The organism is Bradyrhizobium sp. (assembly GCF_035273305.1).
Taxonomy (GTDB): Bacteria; Pseudomonadota; Alphaproteobacteria; order Rhizobiales; family Xanthobacteraceae; genus Bradyrhizobium.
The window spans coordinates 14924-34363 of sequence record NZ_DATEPI010000220.1 but is presented as its reverse complement, the minus strand read 5'-3'; the positions used below and the strand labels follow the sequence as shown (position 1 = coordinate 34363).

Below are 19440 nucleotides of genomic sequence, written 5' to 3'. Positions count from 1 at the left end.
ATCGATGCCGTCTCTCAGATACCCAATGCGCTGTGGTATGCGAACAGCGCCGGCGCGCCGCCAGTGTGCAGGAAGACGACATCCTCGTCCTTGCGCCAGCGGCCTTGGCGAATAAGCGCGATCAAGCCCGCGAGGCCCTTGCCTGAATAGACGGGATCAAGTGGAAGCGCCTCGAGCTGGCCTGCAAGCCGGATCGCTTCGATGGTGGCTTCGTGCGGCACCCCGTAAGCAGGTCCGGCATGCCCCGGGACGACTTCCACGGTTGCATCGTCGAACTCAAAATCAAGCAGCTTGGATGCTTCTCGCGCAAACGCCACGACATCGGCTCGCACGCGCGTGGGCTCGGCGTCGATATCAATGCCTACGATTCGCGTGTCCGGCATGGCCGCAGCTGCACCGACGACGAGACCAGCCTGCGTGCCGCCGCTTCCGGTACAATGCACGATAGCCGCCGGTACAAAGGCCAAACGCGCTGCCTGCGATTCCATCTCGGAAATCGTCGTGGCATAAGCGACCGCGCCGAGCGCATTCGAGACCCCGTAGGGCACAAAGCAGGGCTTGTGACCCTTTGCTTGGAGATCGGCGACGAGCGCGCGAATGGCTGCGTTGCGGTCACCGGTCCACGCGACGTCATGAAGTTGCGCGCCGAACAGCCGATTGAGAAACGCGTTGCCCGATGTCTCGTATTCTGGCGTCGGCGGTTCGAGCCGGCCGTGGTAGACGGCAAGATGGCATGCCAGACCGAGTTTTGCCGCCACCGCCGCAACCTGCCGCTGGCTGTTCGATTGCACCACGCCGCCTGAGACGATCGTATCGGCGCCCCTCGACACTGCCTCATGCAGGACGAAGTCGAGCTTGCGCAACTTGTTGCCGCCGAACCCAAGCCCGGTGGCATCTTCGCGCTTGACCCACAGCCGCGGTCCACCGAGATGAGCCGTCAATCGCTTCATCGGCTCCAACGGTGTCGGCAGGTTGGCCAAACCTAGCCGCGGAAAGGCCGCGAGCCGGTCGGCTAATGGCGTGCGATAAATTTGCATTGCTCGTGCAACCGACTCCCGGTGATTTCCACCCACGTTTAATCGCGCCGCCTATCGAGGCCGTTGCGCTTTGGGATTTCCCTGCGGAGCAAAAACAGGTGGAACCGGTGGCGCGGCCGGCGGCGGCGCGGACGCGCATTTGTTTGCTTCCCAGGCCTGCTCGGCAAATTTGGCCTGCCCGCGCACCGCCACGTATTCGTTTCGATAGGCGAGCTCGGCCACCACCGGTCCGGCAACGCCCGTTTCGGCCTTCGCCATAAGTCCCTGTAATTCCGCGCTCCGGTTGGCGAGGTTTTTGCGCTCCGCCTCGAGCTGCTTGCAATCGTAAAGTTGATATTTCGCGGGATCGGCAAAGGCCGTGCTCATACTGTCGCTCATGTCGGCGCAGCCGTTAAGCGCAATGCCAATCGCAAGCAGCACCGCCAGATTGGCGGCGCGAACCAGCGGATGGTAGAATGCGGTGCGGACGTTCATGCGATCTGGGTAAGCCGACAATCTTGAGGTTGCGTAAAGCAGGCGTGGATGTCCGGATTGAGGCTTTGCCAAAGTGGGCCGGCTCGCCTAAGAAACTGGCAGCGCTCTCTTTAAGCTTTGCCAATTCCATTGCTTAAGAAAACACGCTAACTAGCTGATCTCGCGACCAAAGCGGACGTGGCGGAACTGGTAGACGCAAGGGACTTAAAATCCCTCGATGGCAACGTCGTGTGGGTTCGAGTCCCACCGCCCGCACCAAGCCGGCCCTGACGCGCAGGCCAACCACATGCTCTCACGCACCGAAATCACCACCTCACCCGCCCTCACCTTTGACGCCCTGGTTGCAGGCAAGGCTGGCGCGCCTCTGGTGCTGCTGCTGCACGGTTTTGCGGAATCGATGCATTGCTGGCAGGCGCAGGTGAAGGCGCTTGCCGGTGCGGGCTATCGCGCGATTGCGCCCAGCCAGCGTGGCTATTCGCCAGGCGCGCGGCCCGATGCGCGCGACCACGCCAACTATCATATCGATCGCCTGATGGACGATGCGCTCGCGATCGTCGCCGCATCCGGCTATGGCGACAGCCGATTTCATCTCGCCGGTCACGATTGGGGCGGCAGCATCGCCTGGGCGTTGGCCGATCGATATCCCGAGCGACTGGCATCGCTCACCGTGTTGTCGCGACCGCATCCGAACGCCTTCAATCGAAGCTTGAAATTGGCTGACGGCGATCAGGCGCACCGCTCGCGTCACCACAGGGCGTTTCTCGAACCGGATGCGGGCGATGTTGTCCTTGCCGATAACGCCAGATGGTTGCGCGAGCGTCTCACCGCTAACGGCGTTCCGGCGGCCGCAATCGAGCTGCACCTGGCCGTGCTCGGCAACAAGCCGGCGATGGAAGCCGCGCTGGCCTGGTACCGCGCGCGCGGCGCTATCCGGGGCGACCTCGGGACGATCAAAGTGCCGACGCTGTACATCTGGGGCGACGCAGATGACACGGTCGGACAGATCGCCGCCGAAGGCACGCGGGATTTTGTCGAAGCACCTTATCGCTTCGAGACGCTTCCGGGCATCGGCCATTTCGCCGCCGACCAGGCGCCCGAGCGCGTCAGCGAACTATTGCTGGAGCACGTTGCGGCCCATCCGATCTAAAGTTTGGATGTCGCGCGTCTGCGATCACTAGCGCAGGTGCACCGCCACGTTAATGATGCCTGTCAAGACAAATGCCACCAGCATTAACGGCCAAAGCGATCCGCGGACGGTTTGCGCCCCGGTCTGAGGCACTCCAAAATTTCGAGCCATTTCTTCCCCCTTGTCTCAGTGCCAATCTCGATCCGAACTCCGGTTTTTGTAAACAGGCAAATTGAGTTCCTGCACACGTTCCACGTTGAACAGCGAACCGATCGTTTGATCGATCACAGATCCAGCTGGAACGGCTACCGACGGATGTTTGGATCGCAAGCCGCGCAGACGAGACCCTCGGAAAACGGCCTCTTTGGGGCGATCTCTCGCAAAGGCACGCCGGATTCTCAATGCGCCATATCGTTTCGAGACGCTTCCCCACACCGCGATTTCGTCGTTGGACTGGCCAGCGTACCTTAGCTGCGCGGCTTCTCACGAAATATTAGCAGCTATGTCGCGATCTCTCCTCCGATCGAAGGGCGCAGTTCTTCGCAGGTTCCTTAGCTTCCAGCCTCAATCGTTAACTTGGGGATCTGAGGTTTGATCATGAATGTGAGACTGTCACCAGTGCTGGCGGCGCTACTTCTTCTGTGTGGGCAAGCGTCGGCGGCGACGTTCACCGAATTGGATGTGTTCGGCGACAGCACGGTCGATGGCGGCTGGTGGGCTGGCGCCTTGAATGGGCAGTGCGGCCCCGTTGCCGGAGCATGTACATCGGGAAACCAGACCTTTGATGGCAAAGTTGCGGCCGCAATTGCTGCTGGCGGCACCGGCGCGCCGGTTGGCGTGGGCCTGATGAACACCCAGGTTCTGGCGACGAAGCTTGGGCTTAGCGCCAGTCCCGCGAACCAGCCGGGCGGCACCAACTACGCCATTAGCGGCTCCAAGGACGCGGTATCCGGCGGATTGGGGAATTTACAGCCCAACCCGAACCTGCCTTCGACCGTTCAACAAATGTCCAATTACCTCGGCCAACACGGTGGCGTCGCAAATGCAACCGCTCTGTACCTCATAAGCTCGGGCGGCAATGACATCGCTTTTGCGATCAGTAATTTCACTACCCTGGCCAGCAGGCAGGCTTACCTTGCTTCCCAGGCTTTGGCGCTGGTCAGCGGAATTCAATCGCTCAAGACGTCGGGGGCTCAGAACTTCCTTGTCTATAACGTGGGGCCAAGTCCAGTGGGGACATTGGCTGATTTCTATAATCAGACCCTTCTTGCCGATCTGGCCGCAGCTCATATCAGCGCTACCGTGGCTGATATTGCCGGATTGATCAGCACTGTCGAAGCTAATCCGACAGCGTACGGATTTACGGCCGCGACCGTCATGCCCGGCATTTCCGGACCAAATACAGGATCGGCCTGCGTTGCTGGTGTAGGGGCCTCAGGCTGGGGCCAATTTTGCGGAAACACCACGACACCGAATTTTCAGTTCTCCCATCTCAGGACGGCTGATTCCGAACAGACGAGTTTTTGGTCCGACGACGAACACCTTTCCGCGCGCGGTCAGGAGATCGAGGCGGAGTATGTCTATAGCCTTCTCGTACAGGGCGACGTTCCCGAGCCTTCCACATGGGCAATGCTCATCGTCGGTTTCGCGGGAATGGGCGGGATGGCTTACCGTCGACGCAACAAGGCGGCGCTGCGCGCCGCCTGATCCTCTCGATGGGCACTTGAGCGATCTCTCCCGAAGGCACGACAGTTCGGCTAGCTAGTGGTGGCGGCGCAATCGGAGATTTGCGCACTCGCTCCGCTTTGCAGACGCCCCAGCCCCGCCCATTCCCATCTTTATCTTTGCAACGGCAGAGTTTAAGCTGCGTTTTGGCTGGGGAATATTTTCATGCGCACCTGCTGGCGAGTGGTCGCTGTTGCGTCTTTTTTCTCTTCAATTGCTTCAGTCGCCGTTGCTGATCAACCTGAGATAGACATGTTCGCCTTGATGGCCGGCAAGTGCAGCACGCTCAAGGTCGTGGAGCGCGATTACGCGTGCACGTCCGTGGCGTTCTCCCACAGCCCCGGCGGCCGATCCGGTTTCACAATCCCTCTAAACGATCCCGAGGACGATACTCACATCATCACGTTCTCCGGTGAGAGCGGTAAGCGAAAGCAGGACAGTCAGTACGAGCTAGCGATCGACCGGATGCTGTTGAAATCCAAGGACAGGCCCAAAATCGATGGGCTTCCGGTGCCGTCCGTCGAGCCATCGACTGGAACGTGCAAGCAGATCGGGAATTTCGCGGCACAACAAGTGTCCAGCATCTCCTGTAGTGCCACCGATGCAAACGGCAGAAAATACGAACTGCAATTCGAGTCGGATGGCTCGCCCATCCAGGTGAAGATGATCAGGGCAGCCGATCCGGACATGGAAGCGCCGCGCGTCAACGTGCTCGCCACCCATATCGAGCAGATCAAATGCCGACAGATGGCCGATGCCGCGGGTGTGCTGCCGAGAGACCGCACCGCGTTCATTCTTAAATGCATGGATGAATGATCGGAGACGCCGTTGAGCAACGCGCCATTGGGCTTCTATGCGAGTTTGAATCCGAGCGCCGACAACGAGTTCTCGACAACGTTCTTTTCGTCCGGCCAGGCTCGCGCCTGTTCGGCGAACGTATTGGGGTAAGCCATGCGATTACCGTCCGCTCGTTGGGCCTTGCTCGGTTTGGCGGTCGTTCTGTTGGCCGGCTACGGTTTGAATCGCGGCGTTCTGGTCGGGTCCAGGATAGAAGCTGCCCGGCTAAGCGATGATTATCCGGTGCCGTTCTACAAGAAACATTGCCGGTACCTGTTCTTCACCGGTGTCCAACAGGTCTGGACCAGCTCCGAATCCAGCAGAGCAGAAGCGGAAAAAAGCTCCTGTGCTGCGCTGAAACGTGAGCCCGTCATTCACCGGCGGCACAGAGCTTCCAGTTCCTAAGGGCCACTGTGCCGCCGATCCAAACGACTGGTGCGCGTCAGCCAGTGATGACTTCAGCACCTTGCGGCTTGTCATTGAGGCCGCCGCGTACGCGGGCGCATTGGAACTCCGTCATGGCCGGGACAAGCCCGGCCATGACGAAGAGAGTCTAGACAATCGCAGTCGCCGTCACTCCGACTTGTCGATGTTCCAGAAGATCGGCGTCGACGGGCCATCGAGCACGCCGCTCAGCGATTTTCTCCAGGCGCTGGGCGCGAGATACTGGCCGAGCGGAATATAGATCACCTGGTCGTAGGCTTCCTTCTGGATGTCGGTGGCGATTTTCTTCTGCTCATCTAAAGAGCTCGCACGCGCATAGGCGTCCTTCAACTGCTCGATCTTGGCGTCTTCGGCCCAGCCGAACCAGCCACCATTCTTGCCGCGGCCGCCGATCGATGCGTTCGCGATCGGGTTCATCACATCTGCGCCGGCCCAGTTGGTGAAGAACATGTTCCAGCCGCCTTCCTTTGGCGGCTTTTGGCTGGCGCGGCGGCTCACCACGGTCTGCCAATCGGTGGCCTGCACATCGACCTTGAAGCCGGCATCGCGCAGCAATTGCGCCGCGACGATCGGCTGCGCCTTCAGCGTCACGACGTCGCCGGGCGCCATGATCACGACGGGGGTACCGTCGTAGCCCGACTCGGCGAGCAGCTTCTTGGCCTCGGCCATGCTGCCGCCCTTTGTCAGCGTCCCCGAGCCGACGTCCGTCGCCAACGGCGTGCCGCAGACAAAAAACGCGCCGCATGTCCGGTAGTATTCGGGATTGCCGACCAGCGCATCCAGCACGTCTTTCTGGTTCATGGCGGCGAGCGCCGCGCGCCGAACTTTCACGTTATCGAACGGCGGATACAGGAAATTCATTCGCCCGAGTGTCTGGAAGCCGAGCTTGTTCAGGGTCTCGATCTTCAAGTCCTTGTTGGCCTCCAGCACCGGCAGGAGATCAAACGACGGATTCTCCATGAAATCGATGTCGCCCGACTGCAGTGCATTTACCGCGGTCTGTGCGTCCGCCATGGTGATCCATTCGACGCGATCGACTTTTACGATCTTGCCGCCCGACGTCCAGCTCGGCGGCTCCTTGCGCGGCACATAATCCTTGTTCTTTTCGTAGACCGCTTTCACGCCGGGCTGGAACTCCGCCTGCACAAACTTGAAAGGACCCGAGCCGATCTGTTCCTTGATCTGCTGGCCGGCCGGCGTTTCCGCGAGCCGCTTCGGCATCATGAACGGCACATAGGACGAAGGCTTGCCGATCGACTCCAGCACCAGACCGTAGGGCTCTTTCAGTTTCAGCGTGATCGTCTTGGGATCGGTGGCTTCGATGCTGGCGGTAAAATCCATCAGCTTCTGACCCATATTGTCGTTGCGGCCCCAGCGCTTTAGCGAGGCGACGCAATCCTCCGCCGTGACTGGCGTGCCGTCGTGCCATTTCAGGCCGTCACGCAACGTGAAAGTGTAGGTCAGCTTGTCGTCCGAAACTTTCCAGTCGGCCATCTGCGGCTGGATCTTGAAATTGGAATCGGTCGCCAGCAGCGTGTCAAACACCATGTAGCCGTGATCACGGGTGATATAGGCGGTGGTGAACCCGGGATCGATGATGCGCAGATCGGAATGCATCACCGCCGTGATGGTCTTGGCATCCGCCAGCGAGGGCAAGGCCAGCGCGGCCGAGAGCGCCAGCCCTTGCGCGAGGCGCCGGGCAATCGTGAGACGTTTCCGAAGCGGCATCTGGAACATTCGGGAATCTCCTGACGTGAACGCAGTGCGTTATTTGGTCGCGGTAAGATGCTGCAACCCCAAGATTTTCGAGACTTGCACCAAGCGCGCAGTCCGTCAATTGGGTGTTTGACCGATGGCGCCCCAGCGGGGGGAATGCGAGATCGGCCTACGTTTCACTTTACAAATTCACCGGCGGTCACTTTCGTAACGCATCCGGTCAGTGCCGGAGCATCGTTCAATCCAGTTCGCAACCAAGAGAGAGGTGCCATGAACCCCGCCAACCTTCCGTTTGATTCCGAGGCCATGCTGCAGGGATTGCGCGGCTGGGTGGAATGCGAAAGTCCGACATGGGATGCGCCGGCGGTCGACCGCATGCTCGACATCGCGGCGCGCGACATGGCGATCATGGGCGCCTCGATCGAACGCATCGCCGGCAGGGAGGGATTCGGCGGCTGCGTGCGGGCACGATTTCCCCATCCGAAACAAGGTGAACCCGGAATCCTTATCGCCGGCCACCTCGATACCGTTCATCCGGTCGGCACGCTGGAGAAACTCGCCTGGCGCCGCGAAGGCAACAAATGCTTCGGCCCGGGCATCTTCGACATGAAGGGCGGCAATTACCTGACGCTCGAAGCCATCCGGCAGTTGGCGCGCGCGGCCTTCACGACGCCGCTGCCGATCACCGTGCTGTTCACGCCGGACGAGGAAGTCGGTACACCATCGACGCGTGACATCATTGAGGCCGAAGCCGCCCGTAGCAAATATGTGCTGGTGCCGGAGCCGGGCCGCGCCAATAACGGTGTCGTCACCGGCCGTTATGCAATCGCGCGGTTCAACCTCGAAGCCATCGGCAAGCCGAGCCACGCCGGCGCGACGCTCTCCTCCGGCCGGTCCGCTATCCGCGAAATGGCGCGCCAGATCATTGCGATCGATGGCATGACAACAGAAGATTGCACGTTCAGCGTCGGCATCGTGCATGGCGGGCAATGGGTCAATTGCGTCGCCACCACCTGCACCGGCGAGGCGTTGAGCATGGCGAAACGCCAGGCGGACCTCGATCGCGGTGTCGAGCGGATGCTGGCGCTTTCCGGAACCGCCAACGACGTCACGTTCAAGGTGACCCGCGGCGTCACCCGACCGGTTTGGGAGCCCGATGCCGGCACGATGGCCTTGTACGAAAAGGCAAAGGGCGTGGCGAAACAAATGGGAGTAGAACTGCCGCACGGTAGCGCCGGTGGCGGTTCCGATGGCAACTTCACCGGTGCCATGGGGATCCCGACCCTTGATGGACTAGGCGTTCGCGGCGGCGATGCGCACACGCTGAACGAACATATTGAGGTCGACAGCCTGGCCGAGCGCGGCCGGCTGATGGCGGGGCTGCTGGCAACACTCGAGTGATGGCACGGGATTTGCTGAATGCTTGCATCGGGGCGGCAGAATGCGAGAGTAGCGTGATGGATTTCCACAGTGTCCCGCAAGCTGGACCTGTCCTCCCGATTTTCGCGACGACAACGGGATAGCAGTCTCATGCTTGGATACCTGCTTCGTCGCGTGCTTGCCGCCATTCCCGTGATGGGTGTGGTGGCTCTATTTGTATTTCTGCTGTTGCGGCTGACCCCCGGCGATCCCGCCGCCATTCTCGCCGGCGATAATGCGACGCCGGAACAGCTTGAGCGCATCCGCGCCTCCCTCGGACTCAATGAGCCGCTTTATGAGCAGTTCTTCACCTGGATCAACAAGCTGCTGCACGGCGATCTCGGGGTTTCACTGATCTCACATGTTCCGGTGCTGAAGATGATCAGCCAGCGGGTCGAGCCCTCGATCTCGATTGCGCTGTCGACCATCACCCTCTCTATCCTTGTCGCGGTGCCGCTTGGCGTCATTGCAGCCTGGAAGCACGGCACCTGGATCGACCGGTTCGTAATGGGATTGTCCGTGGTCGGCTTCTCGGTCCCGGTGTTCGTGATCGGCTACGTTCTGATCCAGATCTTCGCCATCGACGTGCGCTGGTTTCCGGTACAAGGCTTCAAAAGCATCAGCGCGGGTTTTGGTCCGTTCCTCGAGCGCATCGTCCTGCCGACCTGCACCTTGTCGTTCATCTATGTCGCGCTCATCGCGCGGATCACCCGCGCCTCGATGCTGGATGTGCTGGGCGAGGATTATGTGCGCACCGCACGGGCAAAGGGGATCAGCGAGAGCGCGGTGCTGCTGCGCCACGCGCTTCGTAATGCGGCCGTGCCTGTCATTACCGTGATTGGCAGCGGTTTTGCGCTATTGATCTCCGGCGTAGTTGTGACCGAGAGCGTCTTCAATCTGCCGGGCGTCGGCCGCCTCACGGTTGATGCGGTATTGGCGCGCGACTACCCGGTCATTCAGGCAATGATCCTGCTGACTTCAGGCATCTACGTCACCGTGAATCTCCTGATCGACGTCGCTTACACCCTGCTCGATCCAAGGATCAGGTACTGATGGCGATCGAAATCCTTCCAGAACCGTCTATTCCCGTCACAACGCCATTTCGGCCGGGACTCGGATTTCTGACAGCGACGCCGATCATCGCGACCGCAAGCATCTGTCTGGCCCTGGTGATCTTGTCCGCCATCCTGGCGCCATGGCTTGCACCGCACGACCCGCTCCTGCTGGCGCCCGCGCAGCGGCTGAAACCCACCAGCGCGCAATTCCTGCTCGGCACCGACGGCTACGGCCGCGACGTGCTGTCGCGGATTCTTTACGGCGGACGGATCTCGCTGCTGATCGGACTTGGCGCGGCGATATTCAGCGTCGGCGTGGGGCTGGTGATCGGTCTGGTCTCCGGCTTTTTCAAATGGGTCGACGCCGTCGTGATGCGCATCATGGACGGCCTGATGGCGATCCCGAGCATTCTGCTGGCGATCGCCGTGGTCTCGCTGTCTGGCGCCAGCCTGATGACAGTGCTGGTCGCGATCACGATTCCCGAAATTCCGCGCGTCGCCCGCTTGGTGCGCTCGGTCGTGCTCTCCGCGCGCGAGGAGCCCTACGTCGAAGCGGCGATTTCCGTCGGCTCCAGCCTGCCCAAGATCATGTGGCGGCACTTGATGCCGAACACCGTTGCGCCGCTGATCGTCCAGGGCACGTATGTTTGCGCCTCCGCCATTCTGACCGAGGCGATCCTGTCGTTTCTCGGCGCCGGCATCAGCCCGGAGACCCCCACATGGGGCAATATCATGGCTGAGGGGCGCGCTTATTTCCAGATCAAGCCGTCGTTGATCTTCTGGCCCGGCCTGCTGCTGTCGATCGCCATCCTCAGCGTCAACCTGATCGGCGACGCCGCACGTGACGCGCTCGATCCGCGCATGAAGCAGCGGGAGGGCGGCAAGTGAGGAGCCCGCCACGTCGCCCCGATGGCGGTGCGCGATGAACGCGTCCGGTGTCGCGCTCGACATCAGCGATCTCGTGGTCAGGCTCGGCAAGAGCCCCCAAGGCGAGCGCGTGATCGATGCGGTCTCGCTGCATGTGCGCGAGCGCGAGACGCTTTGCCTGGTCGGCGAAAGCGGTTCGGGAAAATCGGTGACCGCGCTCACCGTGATGGGGCTGCTGCAAAAGGGCTCGCTGGTCCCATCTGGCGGCAGCGTCAAGCTGGTCGGCGAACAACTGCTCGGCGCCACCGATCGCCGCCTGCGGCAGTTGCGCGCGACCACGATGGCGATGATCTTTCAGGAGCCGATGACCGCGCTCAATCCGGTTGTTCCGGTCGGTCGCCAGATCGACGAGGTGCTGCGCGCCCATACCGGTCTCGACGCCCGTACCCGACGCAAGCGCATCCTCGCCATGATGGAGCAGGTTCGCCTGCCGGAAGTCGAGCGCATTTTTGCGTCGTACCCGCATCGCCTGTCCGGCGGGCAGCGCCAGCGCATCATGATCGCGATGGCGCTGGTGCTCGAACCCAAACTGCTGATCGCGGACGAGCCGACCACGGCGCTCGATGTTACCACGCAGAAGCAGATTCTGACCCTGATCCGCGACCTGCAACGCGATCACGGGACCGCGGTGCTCTTCATCACCCACGACATGGGAGTGGTGGCTGAAATCGCTGACCGGGTCGCGGTGATGCGTCAGGGACGGCTGGTCGAGTCCGGAGCGCTCGACAACATCCTGCGCGCGCCGGCGATGGAGTACACCCGCAATCTGTTGTCAGCGGTCCCGAGCCTAGTGCCCCGCACCGCGCGCGCCGACTCCGCCGAGGCGATCGTGCTCGAGACCAGCGAATTGGGAAAAGTCTATCGCGAGCGATCCTTCTTCGGCGGCTTGCGCGAAGTGGCCGCGGCGCAAAACGTCACAATCACCCTGCGCAAGGGACGCACGCTCGGCATCGTCGGCGAGAGCGGTTCCGGAAAATCGACCGTAGCGCGTTGCATTGTCCGATTGATCGATCCGAGCTCAGGCGGCATTCGCCTTGCCGGACGTGAAATATCAGAGCTGCCGCGCCGGTTGCTGCAACCGCACCGCAAGCGCATCCAGATCATCTTTCAGGACCCCTATCGTTCGCTTAATCCACGGATCACCGTGGGAGAAACGATTGCCGAAGGCCCGATCAATTTCGGCATGCTAAAACAAACGGCACTGGAGAAAGCGCGCGAACTGCTGGAGCTGGTCGATTTGCCTACTGACGCGATCTCGCGTTACCCGCACCAGTTTTCCGGTGGGCAGCGCCAGCGCATTGCGATTGCCCGAGCGCTTGCGCTCGATCCCGATGTGCTGGTCGCCGATGAGGCCGTGTCCGCGCTCGATGTGTCGGTGCAGGCGCAGGTTCTGGAACTGCTCGATGAAATCCAGACCCGTCTTGGCATTGCGCTGTTATTCATCACGCATGATCTGCGGGTCGCAGCTCAGATCTGCGATGATGTGGCGGTCATGCAGCGTGGGCGTATTGTCGAACAGGGACCGGCGGCCCAGGTGCTGACTAATCCGCAGCAGGCCTATACCCGCCAGTTGCTCGAAGCCGCACCGGGACGGGAATGGGATTTCGCGAATTTCCGACCGGTCGCGCGGACCATTGCCGCAATGCCATAAGCCAAGTGTGTTCCAATCACGTTCGAAACCGGCAGCACCGGTGTGCGCGGCATGCAAAACCGGATTGCTTCCTCGCTTGCGCTTCTCGCGAAGAGGAGGCTAACGTCACGCGCGCAAACAGTTGACCGAGAAACTTGATGGCCCGTATCGCCGTTGGCGGCTTCCTGCACGAGACCAACACCTTTGCGCCGACGAAGGCGACTTATGAGGACTTCGTGCATGGCGGCGGCTGGCCCTCCATGTCTCACGGCGCCGACGTATTGCGGGTCATGCGCAACATCAATGTTGGGCTTGCCGGTTTCGTGGATGCGGCGGAAGCGCAGGGCTGGGACTTAGTGCCCACCATCGCCTGCGGCGCCAGTCCCTCGGCGCATGTGACCCGCGACGCTTATGAGCGGATCGTCAAGGTAATGTTGGATGGCATCCGGACGGCGGGCGCGCTGGATGGCGTCTATCTCGACCTGCACGGCGCGATGGTGACCGAACATCTCGACGACGGCGAAGGCGAAATTCTCAGACGCGTGCGCGAGGTGATCGGCAACGACTTGCCGCTGGTGGTCAGCGTCGACCTTCACGCCAATGTCACGCCCGAAATGGTGAAACATGCCGACGCATTGATCGCCTACCGCACCTATCCACATGTCGATATGGCCGATACCGGCCGCGCCGCCGCAAATCATCTCGCGCTGCTGCTGCGGGAGAAGCAAAAGCTTGCGAAGGCGTTCCGGCAATTGCCGTTCCTGATTCCGATTAGCTGGCAGTGCACCAACGATCAGCCCAGCAAAGGCATCTACCAGAAGCTGGCGGCACTGCAGGGTGATGCCGTGCCGACGCTATCCTTTGCGCCTGGTTTTCCAGCCGCGGATTTCGCGGATTGTGGACCAAGCGTGTTCGCTTATGGCCGTACTCAGGCGGATGCCGATGCGGCCGCGGACACGATCGCCGCGCTGATCGAAAGCCTCGAGGATGATTTCGAGGGCCGGATCTATACGCCGGACGAAGGCGTGCGCCACGCCATCGAACTGGCCAAGAGCGCCACCAAACCGATCGTGATCGCGGACACCCAGGATAACCCGGGCGCTGGCGGAGATTCCGACACCACCGGCATGCTTCGCGCACTGGTGCGCAACAACGCCGCCAAAGCTGCCATTGGCGTGATCTACGACCCGCAATCGGCAAAGGTCGCGCATGCCGCGGGCGTTGGCGCCGAGATCACCATTGCGCTCGGCGGTAAATCGGGCATCCCGGGCGATGCGCCCTATCAGCAAACTTTTATCGTCGAGCGATTGTCGGATGGACAATTCATCGCTCCCGGTCCGTATTATGGCGGCCGCGAGATGGACATGGGACCTTCGGCGGCGCTGCGGATCGGCGGCGTCAGAGTCGTGGTCAGTTCGCACAAGGCGCAATTGGCCGACCAGTCGATGTATCGCTATGTCGGAATCGAGCCGACCGAGCAGGCCATTCTTGTCAACAAGAGTTCCGTGCATTTCCGCGCCGACTTCGAACCGATCGCCGAGAAGCTTTTGATCTGCGCCGCACCGGGCGCAATGCCCGCCGACACGGCGGCGCTACCGTGGACGCGACTGCGTCCGGGCATTCGGATCAAGCCGAACGGCCCCGCTTTCGTTTCCGCAAACAAATCACGCTTAACCGGATAGAGGAAAAATGCCCAACATCGAACGCATCGACGGCTTTGCCGACGAACTCACCGCGATCCGCCGCGACCTGCACGCCCATCCGGAGATCGGGTTCGAGGAAGTCCGCACCTCCGGGATCGTCGCGGATAAGATGAAGCAATGGGGCATTGAAGTGCATCGCGGCATTGGCGGCACCGGGGTGGTCGGCGTGCTCAAGGGCAAGGGCACGAATGGCAAGCGCATCGGCCTTCGCGCCGACATGGATGCGCTGCCGATGGAGGAAAACACGAACCTGCGCTGGCGCTCGACCATTCCCGGCCGCTTCCATGGCTGCGGTCACGACGGCCATACGACCATGCTGCTCGGCACCGCGCGATACCTCGCCGAGACCCGGAATTTCGATGGCACCGTTCATTTCATTTTCCAGCCGGCCGAAGAAGGTCTCGGCGGTGCGCGCGCCATGATCAAGGATGGGCTGTTCGAGAAATTCCCCTGCGATGAAGTTTACGGGCTGCACAACGCGCCCGACCTGAATCACGGCGAGATCGCGATCCTGCCCGGGCCGGCGATGGCCGGTGCGGACTTCTTCGACATCACCATCAACGGCTATGGCGCGCATGGCGCAATGCCGGAGCGATCCAAGGACCCGATCGTGATCGCGATGACGCTCGGACAGGCGCTGCAGACCATTGTCAGCCGCAACGTCGATCCGCTCCAGGAGGCGATACTATCGATAACCCAGCTTCACGCGGGCTCCGCCTACAACGTCATTCCCGGTGAAGCAAAACTTTGCGGCACCGTGCGGGCTTTTTCCGACGACGTACGTGCGCTGATCCGGGAGCGAATGCGCGCGCTTTGCGCCGGGATGGCCAGCGCGTTCCAGGTCGAGATCGTTGCCGACATCAGGGATACATTCAGCGTGCTGGTGAACCAGGAGGAGCAGTCCAGCGTGGTTGAGGCGGTGGCGCGCACGGTCGTCGATCCGGCAAAGGTATTCACCCGATCGCAACCCAAGATGGGGAGCGAAGATTTCTCCGACATGATGCAGGCGGTGCCGGGCGCCTATTTCTGGGTCGGCCACGATGGATCGGTGCCGGTGCACAATCCAGGTTACGTGCTGGACGACAAGATCCTGCCGATCGGCGCCAGCATGTTCGCTCGCATTATCGAAACCCGCCTTCCTGCAGGCGCCCATGCATAATGAAGCACAAGAAGCAGTGACGTCGCTGCATGATCTCAGTGCGATCGACCTGATCGCGGGGTTTCGCGCTAAGCAATTCTCGCCGTCCGAAGTTCTGGAGGACGTACTGTCCCATATCGCGGCATGGGAGCCGCACATCAAAGCGCTTTACGCGTTTGACCCTGACGGCGCGCGCGCGGTGGCAAAGGCTTCAACCGAGCGTTGGCAGCACGCCGAGCCGATCGGGCCGCTCGATGGCGTGCCGGTAACGATCAAGGACAACATCGCCACCAAGGGCGTGCCAGTGCCGCTTGGCGCTGCTAGCGTCAGGCTCGCGCCTTCTCCGGTGGATGCGCCTCCGGCAGCACGGTTGCGTGAAGCGGGCGCGGTGATCTTTTCGAAAACCACCATGCCGGACTACGGCATGCTCTCCTCCGGGCTTTCGAGCTTCCATCCCCTCACCCGTAATCCCTGGGACCTCAGCAAGAACCCCGGCGGCTCCAGCGCCGGCGCCGGCGCCGCGGGCGCGGCGGGATACGGCCCATTGCATCTCGGCACTGATATCGGCGGATCGGTTCGGCTGCCATCATGCTGGTGCGGGCTCGTCGGGTTGAAGCCAAGCCTCGGACGAGTCCCGATCGATCCGCCCTATGTAGGCCGTGTCGCCGGACCGATGACGCGCACCGTCGACGACGCCGCATTGATGATGAGCGTTCTGTCGCGGCCCGATCGCCGCGATGGCATGAGCCTGCCGCCGGCCAGCATGAACTGGAAGGCCTTGGACAAGTCACCACGCAAACTGCGCATTGGCTTGACGCTCGATCTCGAGGTCGGGCAGCCGCTCGAACAGGCCGTGCGAACTGTCGTGGCCAAAGCTGCCAAGGCGTTCGAGGCCGCAGGCGCTGTCGTCACCGAGGTGCCGGGCGTGCTGACGCGCGAGATGCTTGATGGCCTGGACAATTTCTGGCGCGCGCGCATGTGGGACGATCTTTCCAAGTTGACTTCGGAGGAGCGCGGCAAAGCTCTTCCCTACATTTTCAAATGGGCTGAACCCGGCGCGAAACTACGCGGCGTCGAAGTCATCAGGGGCTTCAACGCCAGCATGGCGATCCGAGCTGCGGCGGCAAAACTGTTCTCCGATCTGGACTACGTGATCTCGCCGGTATCGCCGGTCGTGAAATTCGCCGCCGAACTCGCCTCCCCGCTCAACGATCCCGAAAAACCGTTCGAGCACATCGCCTATACCGTTCCGTGGAACATGTCGGAAAACCCCGCCATCTCGATCAATGGTGGCTATGACGAGCAGGGCTTTCCAATCGGGGTACAGATCATCGGCCGCCGCTTCGACGACCTCGGCGTGCTCGGAATGGCGAAGGCGTTTGAGACCTTGCGAGGACCGCAGAGGCCGTGGCCGACTCCGCCTGTCCGATAATCCAAAACCAGGAGACGTGGATACCCGGCAAAGGCCGGCGGGCATTGCGAGCCTTCATTCAGTCAGCGCGCACGAAATTCACGATAAAGAAGGAAAGAAACACCTGATGGGGTATGAGACGATCAAGTACGAGGTCGCCGAGCAGATTCTCACCATCACGCTGAACCGGCCGGACAAGCTCAATGCATTCAACGCCACGATGCAAAAGGAGCTGATCGAAGCGTTTGACGCTGCCGACAAGGATGACGACGTCCGCGCTATCATTGTCACCGGCGCGGGGCGCGGCTTCTGTGCCGGTGCCGATCTTTCCTCGGGCGCCGACACCTTCGATCGCGACGCGCGGCGTGGGCCGGTAAAGCGCCTGGCTGACGGCAAAGTCGACTACAGCGATCCCAATGCGCGTGACGGCGGCGGCCAGGTGACGCTCCGCATCTTCAAATGCCTGAAGCCGGTCATCGCCGCGGTGAACGGTCCCGCCGTTGGCATCGGCGTCACCATGCAACTCGCGATGGATATTCGCATCGCGTCTGAAGATGCGCGCTTCGGTTTCGTGTTCTCCCAACGCGGCATCGTGCCCGAAGCTGCCTCGAGCTGGTTCCTGCCCCGCATCGTCGGCATCTCACAGGCGCTCGAGTGGTGCTATACCGGCCGGGTATTCCCGGCGCAGGAAGCGCTTGCCGGCCGCCTCATCAGCAAGGTGGTGCCCGCGGACGAGTTGCTGCCTAACGCCCGCGCGCTTGCCCGTGAAATCGCGGCGAAAACCGCGCCGGTTTCAGTGGCGCTGATCCGACAGATGATGTGGCGCATGCTCGGTGCCGACGATCCGATGGAGGCGCACAAGATCGACAGCCGCGGCATCTATGCCCGCGGACGCTCCGCGGATGTGAAAGAAGGCGTGGTGTCGTTCCTGGAAAAACGCCCCGCGGTATTCAAGGACAAAGTCTCCTCCGACATGCCCGACTATTTCCCGTGGTGGCAAGAGCGGGACTATGAGTGAGGGTAGCCCGCATGAGCAACGCGACATGCGGGATAATTCCGAGAGACGCCCCGGATATCGCTTCGCTCATCCGGGCTACGGAGCGCGCTTAATCGAGCAGCCGTTATCAGCTGATTAATCGCGCATCCATCACCGCATCATCAACGCCACCCGTCCGATAGCCTTGCGGTCCATCAATAGCCGCATCGCCCGCGCGTAATTTTCCAACGGCAACCGGTGCGAGATGTGCGGGCGGATTTTGCCGGCCTCCGCCCATTCCATCAATTTTTTGATCCGAACCTCGCCGATGGGCGGGTCTCGGCGCGCCGCTTCGCCAGCGCGGACGCCGAGCACGCTGGCGCCCTTGATCAGCAACAGATTGGTGCGGGCAAGGCCAATGCCGCCGGTGAAACCGACTACAAGGACGCGCGCGCCCCAAGCGATGCAGCGCAGGCTATTCTCAAGGATGTCGCCGCCCACGGGGTCAAACACCACGTCCGCGCCACGCCCTTCGGTGATGCGCTTGACGGCATCGCGGAAGGGTTCGCGGGCGTAAAGCAGCAGATCATCGGCACCTTTTTCCTTTGCGACTGCGAGCTTTGCCTCGGACGAAGCCGCTGCGATCACGGTCGCGCCAAGCATCTTACCGATCTCGACAGCGGCCAGGCCAACGCCGCCGCCCGCGCCATGCACCAGCAATACTTCGCCTGATCTCACCTGCCCGCGGTCGATCAGCGCGTGATAGGCTGTGCCGTGAGCGGCAAGAAACGTCGCGCCCTCGGCATAGTCGAAATTCGAAGGCAATGGTGTAAGCTGAGACGGCGAAACCACGGCCTCGTCGGCGTATCCGCCGTGCCGCAATTTGACGATGACGCGATCGCCGGGCGAGAAGCCGGCCACGCCATCGCCGATTTCGGATATTTCGCCAGCCGCTTCCATGCCTGGCGTGAACGGCAAGTCGGGCTTGAGCTGATATTCGCCGGCCGCCATCAAGATGTCGGGAAAATTGATGCCGGCGGCATGGATGGCGACGCGCACCTGCCGCTCTTGGAGCGGTGTCGACGCAAAATTTTCCAGATGCAAACGCTCGGGCGGACCAAGTTCCCGACAGACGACCCGTTTCGGCATCAGGCGGCGCTCGCCGTTCGCCGCTGCAGCGCCTCCCGGATCAGCGGCATCCGGTCATTGCCAAAATACATATCGGCCTTGTCGATAAAGATCGTCGGCGAGCCAAAGCCGCCGCGCGCCATCACTTCGTCGGTGTTGGCTTTGAGCTGGTCCTTGATGGCTTGCTCGCCGATACCAGCGAAGAACTTGGCCGGATCGATTCCCAGTCCCTTGCAGATTTCGCTCAGCACAACATCCTGCGAGATGTCCTTGTCGCCGCCCCAATAGGATTCGAACACCGCGCGCGCGAACGTCGGCATGTCCTTGCCCAACCAGATGCAGCCGCGCATCGCCTTGACGCTGTTCACCGGAAATACCGTCGGCCGCATCTTGATCGAGAGTCCCGCCGAGCGCGCCCAATCCGCCATGTCTTTCTTCTGGTAAGCGACCTTGGCCGCGATGGGATGTTCGCGCGAGGCATAGACGCTGGGATTGATGGTGTTGAAGATGCCGCCGACCAGGATCGGCCGCCAGATAATCTCGGAGCCAAATTCCTTCGCAAGCGGCTGGATGTTGTGGAAGGCGAGATAGGTCCAGGGACTGGAGCAGTCGAAGAAGAACTCGATCATGGTGATTTCCTTGTTCTCGAGAGCGGAGCGAACCGTGTCATGGGTGGGGGCCGCTCGCGCTTATG

Annotated in this window: 17 protein-coding genes, 1 tRNA gene and 2 pseudogenes; 14 read left to right on the top strand and 6 right to left on the bottom strand. The window is 61.6% G+C overall.

Annotation, left to right across the window (positions count from 1 at the left end; genetic code table 11):
• Positions 1–14 precede the first annotated feature (14 nt).
• Both VJV58_RS15025 and VJV58_RS15020 read right to left on the bottom strand, forming a co-directional pair.
• Entirely contained in the window at positions 15–1037 is a 1023-nt protein-coding gene (locus tag VJV58_RS15025) for a D-cysteine desulfhydrase family protein (protein ID WP_324138155.1), read from the bottom strand.
• Between the two features lie 51 nt (positions 1038–1088).
• Complete coding sequence (locus tag VJV58_RS15020; protein WP_324138154.1) at positions 1089–1511, bottom strand: twin-arginine translocation pathway signal; 423 nt, start codon at positions 1509–1511, stop codon at positions 1089–1091.
• A gap of 171 nt (positions 1512–1682) precedes the next feature.
• Between VJV58_RS15020 and VJV58_RS15015 the strand changes: the two genes are divergently transcribed.
• Both VJV58_RS15015 and VJV58_RS15010 read left to right on the top strand, forming a co-directional pair.
• Positions 1683–1769 (top strand) — tRNA-Leu (locus tag VJV58_RS15015).
• A 28-nt stretch (positions 1770–1797) separates the two neighbouring features.
• The gene (locus VJV58_RS15010) at positions 1798–2658 is read left to right on the top strand and encodes an alpha/beta hydrolase (RefSeq protein WP_324138153.1); all 861 of its coding nucleotides are present in this window, start codon (positions 1798–1800) and stop codon (positions 2656–2658) included.
• Positions 2659–2685: 27 nt separating this feature from the next.
• Here the strand turns inward: VJV58_RS15010 and VJV58_RS15005 are convergent, their stop codons facing one another.
• Entirely contained in the window at positions 2686–2808 is a 123-nt protein-coding gene (locus VJV58_RS15005) for a hypothetical protein (protein ID WP_324138152.1), read from the bottom strand.
• Positions 2809–3234: 426 nt separating this feature from the next.
• On the opposite strand from VJV58_RS15005, the pseudogene VJV58_RS22415 reads away from it, so the two are divergent.
• The 4 genes and pseudogenes from VJV58_RS22415 to VJV58_RS14990 all read left to right on the top strand — a co-directional run.
• A pseudogene (locus VJV58_RS22415) lies at positions 3235–3888 on the top strand (SGNH/GDSL hydrolase family protein); the annotation flags it as partial.
• 354 nt (positions 3889–4242) lie between these two features.
• Positions 4243–4344, top strand: a pseudogene (locus tag VJV58_RS22410) (PEPxxWA-CTERM sorting domain-containing protein); the annotation flags it as partial.
• A 270-nt stretch (positions 4345–4614) separates the two neighbouring features.
• Complete coding sequence (locus VJV58_RS14995) at positions 4615–5178, top strand: hypothetical protein (RefSeq protein ID WP_324138151.1); 564 nt, start codon at positions 4615–4617, stop codon at positions 5176–5178.
• A 135-nt stretch (positions 5179–5313) separates the two neighbouring features.
• Positions 5314–5604: a hypothetical protein gene (locus VJV58_RS14990; protein WP_324138150.1), complete on the top strand. Its 291-nt coding sequence runs from the start codon at positions 5314–5316 to the stop codon at positions 5602–5604.
• Between the two features lie 168 nt (positions 5605–5772).
• Here the strand turns inward: VJV58_RS14990 and VJV58_RS14985 are convergent, their stop codons facing one another.
• Entirely contained in the window at positions 5773–7380 is a 1608-nt protein-coding gene (locus VJV58_RS14985; RefSeq protein ID WP_324138149.1) for an ABC transporter substrate-binding protein, read from the bottom strand.
• A gap of 249 nt (positions 7381–7629) precedes the next feature.
• Here VJV58_RS14985 and VJV58_RS14980 point away from each other — a divergent pair, with 249 nt between their 5' ends.
• The 8 genes from VJV58_RS14980 (at position 7630) to VJV58_RS14945 (ending at position 17660) form a co-directional block, all read left to right on the top strand.
• The gene (locus VJV58_RS14980; RefSeq protein ID WP_324138148.1) at positions 7630–8760 is read left to right on the top strand and encodes a M20/M25/M40 family metallo-hydrolase; all 1131 of its coding nucleotides are present in this window, start codon (positions 7630–7632) and stop codon (positions 8758–8760) included.
• 129 nt (positions 8761–8889) lie between these two features.
• On the top strand, positions 8890–9831 hold the full coding sequence (locus tag VJV58_RS14975) for an ABC transporter permease (protein ID WP_324138147.1): 942 nt from the start codon (positions 8890–8892) through the stop codon (positions 9829–9831).
• Entirely contained in the window at positions 9831–10721 is an 891-nt protein-coding gene (locus VJV58_RS14970) for an ABC transporter permease (protein ID WP_324138146.1), read from the top strand. Before VJV58_RS14975 ends, VJV58_RS14970 begins: the two co-directional genes overlap by 1 nt.
• Before the next feature lie 34 nt (positions 10722–10755).
• On the top strand, positions 10756–12411 hold the full coding sequence (locus tag VJV58_RS14965) for an ABC transporter ATP-binding protein (protein ID WP_324138145.1): 1656 nt from the start codon (positions 10756–10758) through the stop codon (positions 12409–12411).
• A gap of 137 nt (positions 12412–12548) precedes the next feature.
• Positions 12549–14072, top strand: coding sequence for a M81 family metallopeptidase (locus tag VJV58_RS14960; protein ID WP_324138144.1), 1524 nt, complete (start codon positions 12549–12551; stop codon positions 14070–14072).
• A gap of 7 nt (positions 14073–14079) precedes the next feature.
• On the top strand, positions 14080–15252 hold the full coding sequence (locus tag VJV58_RS14955; protein ID WP_324138143.1) for a M20 aminoacylase family protein: 1173 nt from the start codon (positions 14080–14082) through the stop codon (positions 15250–15252).
• Entirely contained in the window at positions 15245–16663 is a 1419-nt protein-coding gene (locus VJV58_RS14950; protein WP_324138142.1) for an amidase, read from the top strand. The genes VJV58_RS14955 and VJV58_RS14950 overlap by 8 nt, the downstream gene beginning before the upstream one ends.
• Before the next feature lie 106 nt (positions 16664–16769).
• Positions 16770–17660 (top strand): crotonase/enoyl-CoA hydratase family protein, encoded by an 891-nt coding sequence (locus VJV58_RS14945; protein WP_324138141.1) that lies wholly within the window; start codon positions 16770–16772, stop codon positions 17658–17660.
• Positions 17661–17789: 129 nt separating this feature from the next.
• Here VJV58_RS14945 and VJV58_RS14940 read toward each other — a convergent pair whose 3' ends face one another.
• The gene (locus tag VJV58_RS14940) at positions 17790–18767 is read right to left on the bottom strand and encodes an NADPH:quinone oxidoreductase family protein (protein ID WP_324138140.1); all 978 of its coding nucleotides are present in this window, start codon (positions 18765–18767) and stop codon (positions 17790–17792) included.
• Entirely contained in the window at positions 18767–19375 is a 609-nt protein-coding gene (locus tag VJV58_RS14935; protein ID WP_324138139.1) for a 2-hydroxychromene-2-carboxylate isomerase, read from the bottom strand. Before VJV58_RS14935 ends, VJV58_RS14940 begins: the two co-directional genes overlap by 1 nt.
• Between the last annotated feature and the right edge of the window lie 65 nt (positions 19376–19440).

Excerpts from the sequence above, each read along its gene's own strand:
- VJV58_RS15025 (WP_324138155.1), bottom strand. The coding sequence starts at position 1,037 with ATGCAAATTTATCGCACGCCATTAGCCGACCGGCTCGCGGCCTTTCCG.
- VJV58_RS15020 (WP_324138154.1), bottom strand. The coding sequence starts at position 1,511 with ATGAACGTCCGCACCGCATTCTACCATCCGCTGGTTCGCGCCGCCAAT.
- VJV58_RS15010 (WP_324138153.1), top strand. The coding sequence starts at position 1,798 with ATGCTCTCACGCACCGAAATCACCACCTCACCCGCCCTCACCTTTGAC.
- VJV58_RS15005 (WP_324138152.1), bottom strand. The coding sequence starts at position 2,808 with ATGGCTCGAAATTTTGGAGTGCCTCAGACCGGGGCGCAAACCGTCCGC.
- VJV58_RS14995 (WP_324138151.1), top strand. The coding sequence starts at position 4,615 with ATGTTCGCCTTGATGGCCGGCAAGTGCAGCACGCTCAAGGTCGTGGAG.
- VJV58_RS14990 (WP_324138150.1), top strand. The coding sequence starts at position 5,314 with ATGCGATTACCGTCCGCTCGTTGGGCCTTGCTCGGTTTGGCGGTCGTT.
- VJV58_RS14985 (WP_324138149.1), bottom strand. The coding sequence starts at position 7,380 with ATGTTCCAGATGCCGCTTCGGAAACGTCTCACGATTGCCCGGCGCCTC.
- VJV58_RS14980 (WP_324138148.1), top strand. The coding sequence starts at position 7,630 with ATGAACCCCGCCAACCTTCCGTTTGATTCCGAGGCCATGCTGCAGGGA.
- VJV58_RS14975 (WP_324138147.1), top strand. The coding sequence starts at position 8,890 with ATGCTTGGATACCTGCTTCGTCGCGTGCTTGCCGCCATTCCCGTGATG.
- VJV58_RS14970 (WP_324138146.1), top strand. The coding sequence starts at position 9,831 with ATGGCGATCGAAATCCTTCCAGAACCGTCTATTCCCGTCACAACGCCA.
- VJV58_RS14965 (WP_324138145.1), top strand. The coding sequence starts at position 10,756 with ATGAACGCGTCCGGTGTCGCGCTCGACATCAGCGATCTCGTGGTCAGG.
- VJV58_RS14960 (WP_324138144.1), top strand. The coding sequence starts at position 12,549 with ATGGCCCGTATCGCCGTTGGCGGCTTCCTGCACGAGACCAACACCTTT.
- VJV58_RS14955 (WP_324138143.1), top strand. The coding sequence starts at position 14,080 with ATGCCCAACATCGAACGCATCGACGGCTTTGCCGACGAACTCACCGCG.
- VJV58_RS14950 (WP_324138142.1), top strand. The coding sequence starts at position 15,245 with ATGCATAATGAAGCACAAGAAGCAGTGACGTCGCTGCATGATCTCAGT.
- VJV58_RS14945 (WP_324138141.1), top strand. The coding sequence starts at position 16,770 with ATGGGGTATGAGACGATCAAGTACGAGGTCGCCGAGCAGATTCTCACC.
- VJV58_RS14940 (WP_324138140.1), bottom strand. The coding sequence starts at position 18,767 with ATGCCGAAACGGGTCGTCTGTCGGGAACTTGGTCCGCCCGAGCGTTTG.
- VJV58_RS14935 (WP_324138139.1), bottom strand. The coding sequence starts at position 19,375 with ATGATCGAGTTCTTCTTCGACTGCTCCAGTCCCTGGACCTATCTCGCC.